The 13,390-nt window shown below is 38.0% G+C and carries 13 protein-coding genes, 1 tRNA gene and 1 pseudogene; 2 read left to right on the forward strand and 13 right to left on the reverse strand.

The window, feature by feature from the left end; all coding sequences use genetic code 11:
* Positions 1–45: 45 nt before the first annotated feature.
* Genes EPJ90_RS07775 through EPJ90_RS07795 form a run of 5 tightly spaced genes read right to left on the reverse strand, consistent with a single transcriptional unit; the run spans position 46 to position 5,958 of the window.
* Complete coding sequence (locus tag EPJ90_RS07775; RefSeq protein ID WP_200542929.1) at positions 46–516, reverse strand: metallophosphoesterase family protein; 471 nt, start codon at positions 514–516, stop codon at positions 46–48.
* Positions 513–1,262 (reverse strand): glutamate racemase, encoded by a 750-nt coding sequence (gene murI / locus EPJ90_RS07780; RefSeq protein ID WP_228410210.1) that lies wholly within the window; start codon positions 1,260–1,262, stop codon positions 513–515. Before murI ends, EPJ90_RS07775 begins: the two co-directional genes overlap by 4 nt.
* Positions 1,249–3,021, reverse strand: coding sequence for an excinuclease ABC subunit UvrC (gene uvrC, locus EPJ90_RS07785; protein ID WP_200542930.1), 1,773 nt, complete (start codon positions 3,019–3,021; stop codon positions 1,249–1,251). The genes murI and uvrC overlap by 14 nt, the downstream gene beginning before the upstream one ends.
* Positions 3,018–5,306 (reverse strand): endonuclease MutS2, encoded by a 2,289-nt coding sequence (locus EPJ90_RS07790; protein WP_161637466.1) that lies wholly within the window; start codon positions 5,304–5,306, stop codon positions 3,018–3,020. Before EPJ90_RS07790 ends, uvrC begins: the two co-directional genes overlap by 4 nt.
* Positions 5,299–5,958, reverse strand: coding sequence for a CvpA family protein (locus EPJ90_RS07795; RefSeq protein WP_244660405.1), 660 nt, complete (start codon positions 5,956–5,958; stop codon positions 5,299–5,301). Before EPJ90_RS07795 ends, EPJ90_RS07790 begins: the two co-directional genes overlap by 8 nt.
* A gap of 80 nt (positions 5,959–6,038) precedes the next feature.
* On the opposite strand from EPJ90_RS07795, the gene rnhC reads away from it, so the two are divergent.
* A complete protein-coding gene (gene rnhC / locus EPJ90_RS07800) occupies positions 6,039–6,926 on the forward strand; it encodes a ribonuclease HIII (RefSeq protein WP_200542932.1) in 888 nt (295 codons plus the stop codon).
* Here rnhC and EPJ90_RS07805 read toward each other — a convergent pair.
* The 7 genes from EPJ90_RS07805 to EPJ90_RS07835 all read right to left on the reverse strand — a co-directional run bounded on the left by EPJ90_RS07805 (position 6,913) and on the right by EPJ90_RS07835 (position 12,968).
* Positions 6,913–7,392, reverse strand: a complete 480-nt coding sequence (locus EPJ90_RS07805) for a deoxycytidylate deaminase (RefSeq protein ID WP_161637463.1) — start codon at positions 7,390–7,392, stop codon at positions 6,913–6,915. The genes rnhC and EPJ90_RS07805 overlap by 14 nt on opposite strands.
* Before the next feature lie 9 nt (positions 7,393–7,401).
* Positions 7,402–8,601, reverse strand: coding sequence for a rhomboid family intramembrane serine protease (locus tag EPJ90_RS07810; RefSeq protein WP_161637462.1), 1,200 nt, complete (start codon positions 8,599–8,601; stop codon positions 7,402–7,404).
* A complete protein-coding gene (locus EPJ90_RS07815) occupies positions 8,601–9,509 on the reverse strand; it encodes an RluA family pseudouridine synthase (protein ID WP_161637461.1) in 909 nt (302 codons plus the stop codon). Before EPJ90_RS07815 ends, EPJ90_RS07810 begins: the two co-directional genes overlap by 1 nt.
* Positions 9,502–9,963 carry a signal peptidase II gene (lspA, locus tag EPJ90_RS07820; RefSeq protein ID WP_161637460.1) on the reverse strand — a complete coding sequence of 154 codons (462 nt, stop codon included), beginning with the start codon at positions 9,961–9,963 and terminating at the stop codon, positions 9,502–9,504. Before lspA ends, EPJ90_RS07815 begins: the two co-directional genes overlap by 8 nt.
* Before the next feature lie 83 nt (positions 9,964–10,046).
* A complete protein-coding gene (locus tag EPJ90_RS07825; protein ID WP_161637459.1) occupies positions 10,047–11,060 on the reverse strand; it encodes an alpha/beta hydrolase in 1,014 nt (337 codons plus the stop codon).
* A complete protein-coding gene (locus tag EPJ90_RS07830; protein WP_161637458.1) occupies positions 11,057–11,575 on the reverse strand; it encodes a cysteine hydrolase family protein in 519 nt (172 codons plus the stop codon). The genes EPJ90_RS07825 and EPJ90_RS07830 overlap by 4 nt, the downstream gene beginning before the upstream one ends.
* 52 nt (positions 11,576–11,627) lie before the next feature.
* Positions 11,628–12,968: an MATE family efflux transporter gene (locus EPJ90_RS07835; protein WP_161637457.1), complete on the reverse strand. Its 1,341-nt coding sequence runs from the start codon at positions 12,966–12,968 to the stop codon at positions 11,628–11,630.
* A 124-nt stretch (positions 12,969–13,092) separates the two neighbouring features.
* Between EPJ90_RS07835 and EPJ90_RS07840 the strand changes: the two genes are divergently transcribed.
* Positions 13,093–13,177: transfer RNA gene (locus tag EPJ90_RS07840), tRNA-Leu, on the forward strand.
* A gap of 97 nt (positions 13,178–13,274) precedes the next feature.
* Here the strand turns inward: EPJ90_RS07840 and EPJ90_RS07845 are convergent.
* Positions 13,275–13,390 (reverse strand): annotated as a pseudogene (locus EPJ90_RS07845) (IS30 family transposase); the annotation flags it as partial.

The raw sequence follows: 13,390 nt of genomic DNA on the forward strand, positions 1-13,390 counted from the left end.
TGCGTCTACAATAATATCATTAAGACGCATAGAATACAATGCTTTTTATAAATCTCTTTCAAATAATTCTTCGACGGTCACTTTATCATCTGTAATCGTGATTTTTGCGAAACATGTCGGCGATCCGTCACGATTATAATAGAGTGAACCGGGATTGATGAGTAGTATCCCATCGACATCTTTCACAACCGGAACATGCGTATGACCGTAACACGCAATGGTACAACGGTGTCCCTTGGCCAAGGCAATAATATCCTCTTCGATATGACGGTAACGCATTAAATGACCGTGCGCTACAAAAATACGGGTTCCCTTAACCTCAACAACTAACGATTCAGGGTACTTATAGAATGTATCATTATTACCGGTCACTGCATGGAAGGGTTTCATGGATTCAAGATCAAGTTCATTATCGCCACAATGAATGTAGGCATCTGCATGAGGATAATTCTGTAAAATCGCATCGAGAACTTTTTTCTTACCATGGTTATCACTGCAAACGATAATTTCTGTCATATTGTTTCCACCTTTTCTATTGATTTAAAGAGACGTTCTATTTGACGTTCCATTTTATGGGCGTCACCCGTTGTATAGGTTTGACACACTGATGAGTTAAACGAATAATTCATTTCAATAAATTCACGAATCGGTCGTTTGGAATCATGAATATTTCCCTTATATATTTTTCTAAAGACATCTTCTACTAGTGGAAAATGCGTACATCCAAGAATCAAATCGGTTGCCTCAAGAATTGGCGTTAATTCATTCCGAAGGTATGTTTCTAAATCTAAATTTTGATTTAGACCTTCAATAATATTAACCAATTCAGGGAGCGCAAGTTCTTTAACCGATCCTGATCCTTTTTCATGAATCAAATTACGATATGCATGGGCATTAAATGTGGCAAGTGTCGATACAATTCCCACACAAACATCATCTGTCAAATCAATTTGACCAACGGTAAGTTCAATGATACCAATAAGATTCATATCGGGAAAATGTTTACGTACGGTTGTCAGAGCAACCGCCGAAACCGTATTGCATGCAATGACGACATCTAAGATCTCTCGATCATGGAACCATTGCATTGCATTGATGGTATACCCAATGATTGCATCATCCGATTGATTCCCATAAGGTGCATGCTTTTGATCTGCATAGAGCACCAAAGAGACTGGATCAAGATTTTGTTTTAAGTATTGATAGACACTGTAGCCACCCAGTCCCGAATCAAAAATTCCCAATGTACTAATTTTTTTCATGATAATCATTCCAATCTATATGTAGTATATCATACAAATCAATCGCAACATCCTCCGGTAAAACCGTCTTCAAAGTTTCTAAGGATGCTGCACGAATATTTTTAAGTGATCCAAATTTCTTATATAGTTCTTTTTGTCGAACCTTCCCTAATCCACTTACTTCATCAAGAATTGATCGAGTCATTGCTTTTTTCCTTAGGTTACGATGATATGTAATCACAAAGCGGTGCACTTCATCTTGCATTTGCATAAGGAAATTAAAAAGGGAGCTGGTTTTATTGATTGAAATCATGCTGCCATCTTCACGCATTAAAGCATGTGTACGGTGACGATCATCTTTAACAAGAGAACACACCCTTAAATTCAATTCGAGATCTCTTAAAACCTCCAAAGCCGCATTAAGCTGTGGTTTACCACCATCAACCAACACTAAATCTGGCATTGGCTTCTCTTCACGTAACAAACGGAAATAACGTCGATACAAAACTTCCTTCATGGATGCAACGTCATCATTACCTTGATGCAACTTATACCGTCGATATAAGTTTTTATTTGGCTCCCCATCATCATAAACAACACACGCTGATACTGCGAATGAACCCGAAATATGTGAGTTATCAAAAACTTCAATACGATGAATCAAAGTCTTCATACCTAAAGCATCACTTAAATCCTTCAACGCTTCATCTTTGAATTGTTGACGTTCACGAAGTAATGAGAATTGATCATCGAGCTGTTGTTGTGCATTTTTTTGGGTAATCTCCAACAAGGTTTTCTTCTTACCTCGAATCGGAATTTTGACTTCAGCCTCTAAAACATCCCCCAACTCTTCCGCATCAACAACGTTTGGAACATAAATTGTTTTCGGTAACGGTTGATTTTCATAGAATTGCGCAATAAAAGAGACAAACGCATCGAGGGGCTCCTCCATGCATGCTTCAACCGCCATACTGCGCTCTAATAAACGACCACCACGAACAAACAATCCGACAATTGCAATGTAACCTTGATAGTAGGCGTAGTGGAACAAATCAAATCGTTCGTTTAAAGAAAACTGAACTTGTTGTTTATCACCAATATAATCTAGAGCGTGCAATTTTTCTTTATAGACTTGAGCCAACTCAAAATTTAAAGATTCACTCGCCTCTAACATTTTTCGCTCTAATTCTTCTTTAAAGGGTTTTATATTGCCATTCAAAATACTCATAACATTTTGACGCCAAACATCTAATTCTTCTTTTGAATAACGTTTTCCCGTTCGATTAAATGCACTGTAAATGGCTAATGTGTTGGGTAATAAGGTATCTCCTGTAGGCACAGAATCGTTTAGAAGCCGCGCCATATCACGGGCTGCAGTAGCATCTGGATACGGTCCAAAGTAATGAAATTGCTTTGATTGCTTTCGATCGCGAGCGACCAAAACCTCGGGTTTACCCTCACGTGGTACTTTAAGATATGGATATGATTTATCATCCATAAAGATAATATTGAATTGAGGACGGTGTTCTTTAATTAAATTAATCTCTAGAATTAAGGACTCTTTCTCCGTACTGGTTATGATAAATTCAAAATCAGCAATCTGACGTACCATGCGCGTTGTCTTATGATCATGGGCACCTGTAAAGTAGGAGCTTACGCGATTTTTTAATTTTTTCGCTTTTCCCACATAGATGATTTCCCCATTTTTATTTTTCATAAGATAACAACCCGGCTCCATCGGTAGTCGTTTCAGTTTTTCTTCAATTGTTGTATGGGTCATTGTTTTAATTTCACAATCGTCGCACCCAGACCACCGTCACCAACACCACCTAATTCAAAGGAGCCTACATGTTTATTACGACGTAGTGTTTGATGAACTGCAGTACGAAGTTGTCCCGTCCCATGTCCATGAATAATTCTAAACGTTGGTACTTTATGAAGTACACACTCATCAATATATTTCTCAACTTGAGGTATAGCCTCCACAACACGAAGACCGATAATATTCAATTCTGTTTTAAATGAAGATCTCGCATTAACACTATGACTTCGTGTTGGTTTTGCTTTCACCTTTTTCGCAGGTCCAGCAATACGAGTGAGCTTGCTTAAATCAACATTTACTTTTAAACCACCAATCGAGACAAAGGCTGTGTTTTTTTCAATTGAATCCACAATACCAACTTGGTTAGTGGATTTTAACTGTACACGATCACCCTTACCAATGGTCTCATCAACAGCTGTTTCTGCTTGCAATGATTGAATTTGCTTAACTGCTTTTTTTCGAAGGTCAGGACGATTCGTTTTATTTAATACATCCAATTGGCGTTCCGCCTCTTCAACCATCTGTTCCAATAATGCTTCATTCTCTTCACGCAAGGCTTGTTCTTTACGAACAAACTCAGCTTCAAGTGCTTTTTGTTTCATCAATGCTTCGTGCTTAAGTGTTTCAATCGCTTCTTTTTCTTTTAGAAGCTCTTGTTCAAGCTTATCTTGTTCATTAATTTTCGCTTCAAGAATTTCTAATAAATGATCCGCTTCATATTGACCTTCTTGTTTGTATTTAAAAGCACGGTCAATAATATCCGCTTGTAACCCTAGACGCTTCGCAATCGCAAAAGCATTGGATTCACCCATTACATTTTCACGATAACGGTATGTTGGTTTAAGATTTTGCAAATCAAACTCAACACTTGCAATCAGAATATCGTCATATTGCGTTCCGTATTTTTTAAGTCTTGAAAAGTGTGTCGTCGCAATAACCCAACAACCAACCGATCTAAAGTGATCCAAAATAGCCATTGACAAACTTTCCCCTTCAAGAGGATCCGTTTGCGATCCCAATTCATCAAGCAATACAATGGATTTGGATGTTGCTTGAGCATTCACTTGCGTCATTGTTTCCATATGAGCAGAAAAAGAAGATAATGATTTTTCAATTGACTGTTGATCACCAATATCCACAAACACTTGGTCCACTAACATCACTTCTGCTGATTCCGCACAAATTGGACAACCCGCTAAAGTCATGAGAATCGATAACCCCATTGTTTTCAAACTCACACTTTTCCCCCCTGTATTGGGACCACTAATTAAGATCATTTTATGAGGTGGTGTTAAGGTATATGTATTCGCGACAACTTCTTTCGGATTAATAAGAGGATGACGTGCATTTTTTAAGTTTAAACGATCTTGGGTCAAGGTCGCTACCACAGCATCATTGTGTGATCCCCATTCTGCTTTCGCAAAAAGACAATCGATGATTGCGACCGTATCAAGATCTGCGGTTAACTGTTGAGCATCTTCCGCAATTAAGTTTGATGTTTCACGACAAATACGTTCAATTTCATCATGTTCTTGATGGATGAGACTTTGATATTCATTTTGCATTCGCGCTAAAAAGGCAGGCTCAAAATAAACCGACTGCCCACTTGCGGATTCACCATAAATTGTTCCTTCAAGCTTATACTTATCTGAAGGTTTGACTAAAAATGTACGGCGACCATGTTGGAGTGAAACGACGGCTTCGCTCAGCATTGCCCGATTTTTTGTTAAAAACTCTTGTGTTTTATTCTCAATATTTTGTTCCAGTGCTTTGCTTTGGCGTCTTAGTTCGCCCAAATGAGCACTTGCACGATCTAAAACTTCACCTTGTTCTCCAAAACAATGCTCAATATGTTTCAAAGTTGATGCTTTCACTTCAAGACTTTCAAATAAATCCTCAAGTGCAGGATAAGACCCTTCTAAATTTCTAAATTGTTTTTTTAGACGTTCAAGACCTTGCATAAAGCGTCCGACATCTACGATATCTTCTACGGATAAAGTACCACCCTTTTCAGCAAGGGTTAAGGCATAGGACACATCGGTAATCCCTCCAAAGGACATTGAGCCATTCACAACCACTAATTGCAACGCATCTTTAGCACGAGCCAAATCACGTTTTACGATTAATGAAGAAAATGAAGGAACCGTATTCAAAACCGCTTCCTTTCCCAAGGAAAAAGATGCGAAATGAGCGATGCGCTCAAGCACTTTATCGAACTCTAATCGAGACGATGTATTATTCATATTTTTCTAGATACTCCCTAATCTGTATTTCATTAAAACCATGTTTTTCAAGCCACTTGACCATGGCTTCTTGTTGACTTGGCGATAATTGTTGATCTGTAATAATGCTTTGAATTGCAGTATTTTGATTCATGAAATCATCAAAAGCTCCTAAAACTGGTTTTGAAGCCTTCTCAACATAAACGAGCCACGTGTTATCGATCACTTCCTGGCCATTTTTGATGATTGGTGTCGACAATATAACGCAGATCAAAACAAGTTTAAGTGCAAAAAACACGACACTAAAGACCCCTCCAATTGCTGAGTTTACTTGCTTTACTAAAGGGACTTTTGAGATTACCGTTGCAAGTGGTGTTACAAGCATTAAAACGATACGAATCACAATAAATAGAATTACAAACCAAATCAACTGATTCATTTGATGTACAACGAGTTGATTAATGGTTAAAAACCCCGTTCCCGATGCTTTGAAGAATTGGAAAACTTGCACAAAAACCGGTGCAAAAATCCATGCTGCAAAAAGAGATACAAATGTTCCAACAACATCAACAAGTTGCAACAACAAACCTTTCTTGTATCCAATGTATAGGGTCACCGCAAACCATATTATAATAACCCCATTTAAGTAGCCCATCCAATCATTAGGAAACATCACCATAAAATCACTCCTTTTGTATTTTTATTTTAAGGGTTCAACTGTTCATTTCATAAAAAATAGTCTATATTATTAGTATGACAACTATTACATTAAAATTAACAGATAACCAAATTAACGAATTAAAATCACGATATTCAAAATATCCGATTCGTTACGATATTCAGTACACTCACTTCCAAATTAAGGGAAGTGATGTAACCATTACAGCCTATACCAGTGGTAAGGTTGTTTTCAGCGGGGAAGGCGCATCTTTTCATGCTTCATCCTATTCAGAACAGCCTGCAAAACCACAATCTAGTGTTGCTTCAACATCGAAGCTCAAAGGTTCTATGGCAGGAAGTGATGAAGTCGGTACCGGAGATTACTTCGGCCCCATCACGGTGTGTGCTTGTATTGTGAATGAATCCGACTTATCACGCATTCCCGTTTCGGAGATTGTAGATTCGAAGCAAATGACGGATGATAAAATTCGAAACATCGCACCGATTCTGAAACGTGAACTTCAATACAGTCTTCTTATTCTCGATAATAAGAAGTACAACCGTGTCCATCCAACCATGAACATGAATGTTATTAAGGCAAAGCTCCATAATCAAGCTTTTTTAAATTTAAAAAAACGCTATGTAATGCCTCCCTATGCAATCATTGATCAGTTCATGGCTGAAAAACCTTACTACAATGCCCTTAAGGGCGAACCGGAAATCTTCAGGGGATTAATCTTTGAAACTAAAGCCGAAAACAAATATATTGCCGTCGCATGCGGTGCAATCATTGCGCGATTTGGTTTTTTAGATTACCTTGATAAACTATCCCGCAAATACGACTGTACATTCCCCAAAGGCGCTGGTCCTCACGTTGATGCATTTGGTAAAGAATTTGTAAAGCGTTATGGCAAAGAGGAACTCGAAAATGTTGCTAAGGTTCACTTCGCCAATACACAACGCATTCTTAACGATGTGTAAGCGAAACCGCGATGGGTTTATCAATCTTACGATAGGAAACCCCTGCTGCATCAAGCATGCGTTTTGACACTAAAACAGCATCTGTTTCTGCATACTTATCATCTTCATAAACAATTTCTTTAATACCGCTTTGAATAATTGCTTTTGAGCACTCATTACATGGGAATAAAGAAACGTAAATTGTACACCCCTGTAACGATTGGGTCGCATTGAGAATTGCATTCAACTCTGCATGAACGACATAAGCATATTTCGTTGTTTGAAAATCTCCCTCACGCTCCCAAGGAAACGCATCATCACTCAATCCCGTTGGAAGGCCATTATAGCCAATTCCAACGATTTTTTTTTGCTGATCCACAATTGCGGCACCAACTTGAGTTGAAGGGTCTTTTGACCGTAACGCCGACAAATGAGCCAAGCCCATAAAATATTCATCCCAAGAAATGACATTATCTCGTTTACTCATACGATTCCCCTACTTCATAAAACCGCTTAAGCGGTTTGCATAATTTTTAAATCCAAGTTCATACCAACTATTAATCACAGACATATCCAATCTTGGACTGGATAAGGTTCCAGCATGCTGAGTCATTACAATTCCAATCCCAACAACAAATACTGACGATAATACCATGGTTCCTTTACGTAAATAGTCCCAATCTTTTCGTTTTGAAAAAATAAGTCCACACAACACTCCAGCAATTAAACCACCTAAGTGAGCCGTTGCACTCACACCAGGTAAAGTACTAATAATTAAGTTAATAAATAACACTTGGAAAACTTGAGACATAACCTTTGGATTACGCATTGCTTTTGTTTCAACCAAATAAACGCACATTGCACCCAGCAAGGCAAATAAACCACCACTGATACCAAGTCCAATAACACCCTCATCGAGAATAAAAACAAATGCATTCCCCATCAAAATTCCAGCAATCAAGGTAAATAAGTACTTTTTACCTTCCATCACCGTTTCCATCACCACACCTAAATTTCTTAGAGACATCAGATTCATAATCAGGTGAAGGAACGAAATATGAAGAAATCCTGCAGTTAAAAAACGGAACCACTCATGAGCATGAACAATAAATGGTTTATAAAATGCCCCCAACATAACCGCAACCGTATTGATGTTTAACCCAGGCACTAAGATTAAGTATTGTGCAATTAAGAACACCACAACACAAATAATTGAGATAACATTGGTTACAGGAAATGAGCGATAACGTGCTTGTTTTTGCATTTTTCCGATTGTTTTTTTCAGACTAAGAACCGCTTTTGACAAAGAACGATCCGGATTTTGGCTTACTTTTAGTAACCCCTTCAATTCACCATAAGAATCTAAGATTTGCGACGATGAAATATAATTCGGTCCAACAACCACATTCAAATCATCCCCAACTTTGTCTTCTTGATTCACACTGATATTAAGACCCTCTGCCTTCGTCTTGAACACGAGTGCAAGGCTTTCACGGTGCTTTGAAATCATCGCACGATCAATATTCGAAAGGGATGTCGAAGTAACCATGATTATCGAATTGTCCTCAACATTTTGATTCACAAGCCATACCTGTGAACTGTCTTGAGTCATTGAAACCATTTGATATTGAAAATGCTTCATAAAATAGTTTGCGACTTCAATTACCCATGCATCATATTGAGACTTTGTATACATTAATCTAACCTCCTGATGTCCTCGATTACATCTTTCATTGTTTGAGGTAATTCAGCTTCAAACGTCATAACCTCTTTTGTAATGGGATGCGTTAACGATAATTTTTGAGCGTGCAAACATTGACCGTTTGTATCCCATGTATTTTTATAACTATACGTTTGGTCACCTACAATTGGATGTTTAATATACTGAGCATGAACACGAATTTGATGCGTACGCCCTGTATCTAACTTACAACGCAAGACGCTATAATCGTTAAACCGTTCTGTCAAATAAAAATGCGTTACTGCATGCTTACTGTTTTGATCTGTGACAGCCATGCGTTGACGGTTTTTGGGGTCACGACCAATTGGCGCATCAACCGTTGCACTTTGATGTTTAAATTGATGATGAACAATTGCAACATATTCTCTTGAAATAAGTCGTTGTTTTAAGTCTTCAACTAAAATTTCATGCGCTTCGTTTGTTTTTGCTACAACTAACAAACCCGTTGTATCTTTATCAATTCTGTGAACAATACCTGGGCGAAGTTCGCCATTAAGATTACTTAACTGCGTTGTGTGTGCTAACAAGCCATGAACCAACGTAGGTTGATTTAAGGTTGATGGTGATGGGTGCACAATTAACCCTTTTGGTTTATTCACAACAAGGATTGCGTCATCTTCATAGACGATATCCAAATCCATCGCGACGGGAACAATCGAAATTTGTTCTTCCGTAATTTCATACTCAACAACATCATCTTCTTTTAAGCGAAGGTTCGGTTTAACCGCATTCCCATTCACTGTTATTTTTCCATCTTTAATCCATGTTTGTAAAACACTGCGTGAATAATCTGTTACAGCAAGTGCCATATACTGATCAATACGCATTCCATCAAACATTTCTTCTACAATTAATTTATTCATATTTTTGACCTCTTTCATCGAGATAGAGTACGATTGCTAGAATGCAAACCCCTACAACCAAACTCATATCTGCTACGTTAAATACAGGAAACTGATATCCAAAGATATTGAACGCAAACATATCACGTACATAGCCATAAACTGCGCGGTCGAACAAATTCCCAAAAGTACCTGCAAACATTAAGGCAATCGCTGTCAAAATGACAGGTTTATCTTCTTTTACATAATAATAGGCGAGCACAATGCATACTGCTGATGCAAGAACGATAAACAGCCATTTTTGACCATCCAACAAGCTCCATGCTGCTCCTGTATTACGTACATACCGAAGTGAGAAAAATCCGGGTATAACGTGTAAAGATTCCCATAATGGAATTGTTTTGTCGATCCATGTCTTAGATAGCAAATCGATCACGATAATTACGACACTTAATAATCCTAAACGTTTCTTCATAACTTCCTCATTTCATGTGTTTATTATAACATTATCGCATATTCATTGCATATATAAAACCCCATCAAAAAAGATGTGAGCCTTCACACCTTCTTTGTATAATTATTTAGAAATCCAACAAATTCTTCAAATGTATGAACCGAATACGGATTATCCATTTTAAATTGATACTCATGACCTAAAACATCTGCCACACCTTCATAAAAGACAGAAGTGACTGGAACATCGAGCGATTCCAATTTTGCCTGCATTTTTAAGCCATCTTCCATGAAACTCATTTGATTACCGTCAGTAATAAATGTCGGTGGAAAATCGCTCGTTACATGATTAAGAATGGACAATGATTCAACATAATCGGTATCCATCCATGCCTTTTCACCCATATAAGCCCACGCTAAACGGCTCACAAAGAAATCTAAAATACCGGATGAAGACTGCATATTTAAAAGACCATTTAAATCATAGGGACCACAAAACAATGCCATCCCTTTGATAGAACTTGGATTTAAAGTTACATTTTGATTCAATTTTTGGGCATACGCCGGGTCCACCTGAACCATCATGAATTGCGAGATAATGTGTGCCCCCGCAGAGTCGCCCGCGAGAATAATATTATTGATATCTAAACCAAAGAGATCAGCATGGGTTTGAAGATATGTTATGGCTTCACCAACTTGGTGAACTGGGGACGGATAAACCGCCTCTGGAGCGAGGTCATAATTAAGATTAATAACACGATAGCCTTGATGCGCTAATTGAACCGCATACTCATAATTATCGTGCTTATCACCACCCACAAATGCACCACCGTGAACCCAAATAATCGTCGGCAACTTCTGGGAATTTTTCGGTCCAAACAAATCAAAGGTATTTCTTCCAGCAGTGGATTCATACGTTAAATCGGTGTAAGCATCAACTTCAGATTCAATCAATTCATACCCATGTGGTTTTACCGCTAACCCGCCTTCAAACACTTTTCGAATAAGATATGCTGAAGGAGATGGATCCACAATAAAGTAAACAGCAACGCCACCTACAATTAAAAGAACCAAAGCTAATACAGCTAAAAGTCCGCGCTTAATACTCGCCCGACTCATCGAATCACATCCACATGTAAACCTTCAAGGACATCAAAGGTCTTTTGATTTAAAAGAGGATCGTAACTGTCTGTACATGATGCATCTACAAGAATGCGGGATTCGGGACACGCAGCCTTAACCATCACACACGTGCTAATAACACAGATATTTGAAACAAGACCCATCACTTCAATTTCATCATAATTTTTTTGATCTAAATAATTCCCCAACTCCAACGATGCAAACGTCGGTTTATTAAAAATAATTGAATCCGGCTTAATAAATGGCTCTAACCGCGCATCCAACGCCCATCCATGAGACCCCAAAATACAATGTTCAATTGGTAATCGACGTCCTTCTTGCGTCTCAAGATAGTTTGAACCATGCGTATCACGTGTGAACACAACATCACAATCTTGCTCATTTTCTAATTTTTGGATTATATTCATAACCACTTGGTTTGCACCTTCAAAACCAAGTGTCCCCGATACAAAGTCATTTTGAACATCAACGATAATGTTTAATTTTTTCATATTGTCCACCCTTTTTATTTTATTGTAACATAAAAAAGTCCTCGTTGGAGGACTATGCTTTTTCAAGCCATTTTGAAGCTTTTGAATAAAGAAGCGTAAGAATCATTGAACTGATCCAGGTAACAGAATAACTCCAATATACCCAATCAATGGAATGATTGATTCGCATCATGATAAATAAGAATATTTGTCTTAGGATGGTGAAACACGAAATCATGATAATCATCGGAACCATTGTGAGGCCTGCACCACGTAATGCACCACTCAAAATACTTGTTGTGCTGAGTGCAAAATAGAATGGCACCATAATCCGTAACATCCGTGCACCATATACAATAACCATCGGTTCAGGTGAAAAGAAACCAATGAGTTGATCTGCATAGATAAACGTTGGAATCCCGATAATAATAACGATCCCTACCGCTAAAACTAGAGCAGTACGAACCCCCTCCATAATACGTTCTTTACGTCCAGCTCCAAGGTTTTGACCGGTAAAAGTCGTTATTGTTAACGAAAAACTTTGAGTTGGCATGGATAAAAACGCATTAAATTTATCCGCCGCACTAAATCCGGCAACGGCTGCAGAACCAAAGGCATTGATATACGATTGTACCAAGACATTGGAAAATGAAACTACAGTCTGTTGAATTCCAGTAGGAATTCCCAATCGAATAATTTCATACAGTTTATCTCGATGAATACGAATATCTGTCATCTTGAGTTGATAAATATCATCAACGCGTAGTAAATGCATCCAGACTAAAATTGCAGATGTAAGCTGAGCAATCAGTGTTGCAACCGCAACACCTAAAATTCCCATATCAAAAACAATAACAAACAATAAGTCTAATGAAACATTTATAAGACTTGAGATGCATAGATAAATTAAGGGATTGCGTGAATCCCCGATTGCACGTAAAATACCTGCTCCGGAGTTATAAATAACAAGACCGGTTACACCCCAAAAATAAACTCTTAAGTAAAGTGTTGCAGGTTCCATAATATTTGCGGGTGTCTTGAGCCACCCCAGAAATATTGGGGACATTACGGAACCGAAAAATGTAAGAAAAACACTTACAATCAACGAAAACGCCATAAAGGTATGAATCGAATCATGCAATTCTTCATCTTTCTTCGCCCCAAAATATCGAGAAATAAGAATACCCGCACCAGTCGAAATCCCCATAAACAAACCAATAATAACGTTACTTAGAGGCGTACTTGCACCAACTGCCGCAAGCGCTTCTTCACCCACATAGTTTCCAACCACAAAGGAGTCCACGGTATTATAAAGTTGTTGGAATAGATTCCCAATCAAAAGCGGAATTGAAAACAAGAGCATTTCTTTCCAAATGACGCCCTCTGTCATTGACGTCTTTTTATGAATTTTCATTATAACCTTCCTTCTTAACCATAAATATTATACACGATATTTTACGTAAATCATTAAATTAGCCACTTTTAATCTTGCACATTGTTTATTCCAATGCTATAATACAAAAGCAGTTAAGTGCAATGCACCAGTGGCGGAATCGGTAGACGCGCACGCTTGAGGGGCGTGTGACGCAAGTCGTGTAAGTTCAAATCTTATCTGGTGCACCAAATATATCTTCAAACCAACTTCGGTTGGTTTTTTTATGTTTTAGTCAAGAATTGACATAATAAAAAACGAGGACATCTAAGCCTCGTTTTTCTTTTATCAAATCTCAACCGCACCACTTTTACTTTTATTAAAGTCTATCTCATAGGCCGTTTTGAAGTCAAATATTTTTCGCGGCATTGAGTTAATTTTGAAGCAAATATCATCAAGATATT

This window comes from Erysipelothrix sp. strain 2 (EsS2-7-Brazil) (assembly GCF_016617655.1).
In the GTDB taxonomy this organism is placed as follows: Bacteria; Bacillota_I; Bacilli_A; order Erysipelotrichales; family Erysipelotrichaceae; genus Erysipelothrix; species Erysipelothrix piscisicarius.

Coding starts and splice junctions, on each gene's coding strand:
- EPJ90_RS07775 (WP_200542929.1), bottom strand. CDS start 516: ATGACAGAAATTATCGTTTGCAGTGATAACCATGGTAAGAAAAAAGTT.
- murI (WP_228410210.1), bottom strand. CDS start 1,262: ATGAAAAAAATTAGTACATTGGGAATTTTTGATTCGGGACTGGGTGGC.
- uvrC (WP_200542930.1), bottom strand. CDS start 3,021: ATGACCCATACAACAATTGAAGAAAAACTGAAACGACTACCGATGGAG.
- EPJ90_RS07790 (WP_161637466.1), bottom strand. CDS start 5,306: ATGAATAATACATCGTCTCGATTAGAGTTCGATAAAGTGCTTGAGCGC.
- EPJ90_RS07795 (WP_244660405.1), bottom strand. CDS start 5,958: ATGTTTCCTAATGATTGGATGGGCTACTTAAATGGGGTTATTATAATA.
- rnhC (WP_200542932.1), top strand. CDS start 6,039: ATGACAACTATTACATTAAAATTAACAGATAACCAAATTAACGAATTA.
- EPJ90_RS07805 (WP_161637463.1), bottom strand. CDS start 7,392: ATGAGTAAACGAGATAATGTCATTTCTTGGGATGAATATTTTATGGGC.
- EPJ90_RS07810 (WP_161637462.1), bottom strand. CDS start 8,601: ATGTATACAAAGTCTCAATATGATGCATGGGTAATTGAAGTCGCAAAC.
- EPJ90_RS07815 (WP_161637461.1), bottom strand. CDS start 9,509: ATGAATAAATTAATTGTAGAAGAAATGTTTGATGGAATGCGTATTGAT.
- lspA (WP_161637460.1), bottom strand. CDS start 9,963: ATGAAGAAACGTTTAGGATTATTAAGTGTCGTAATTATCGTGATCGAT.
- EPJ90_RS07825 (WP_161637459.1), bottom strand. CDS start 11,060: ATGAGTCGGGCGAGTATTAAGCGCGGACTTTTAGCTGTATTAGCTTTG.
- EPJ90_RS07830 (WP_161637458.1), bottom strand. CDS start 11,575: ATGAAAAAATTAAACATTATCGTTGATGTTCAAAATGACTTTGTATCG.
- EPJ90_RS07835 (WP_161637457.1), bottom strand. CDS start 12,968: ATGAAAATTCATAAAAAGACGTCAATGACAGAGGGCGTCATTTGGAAA.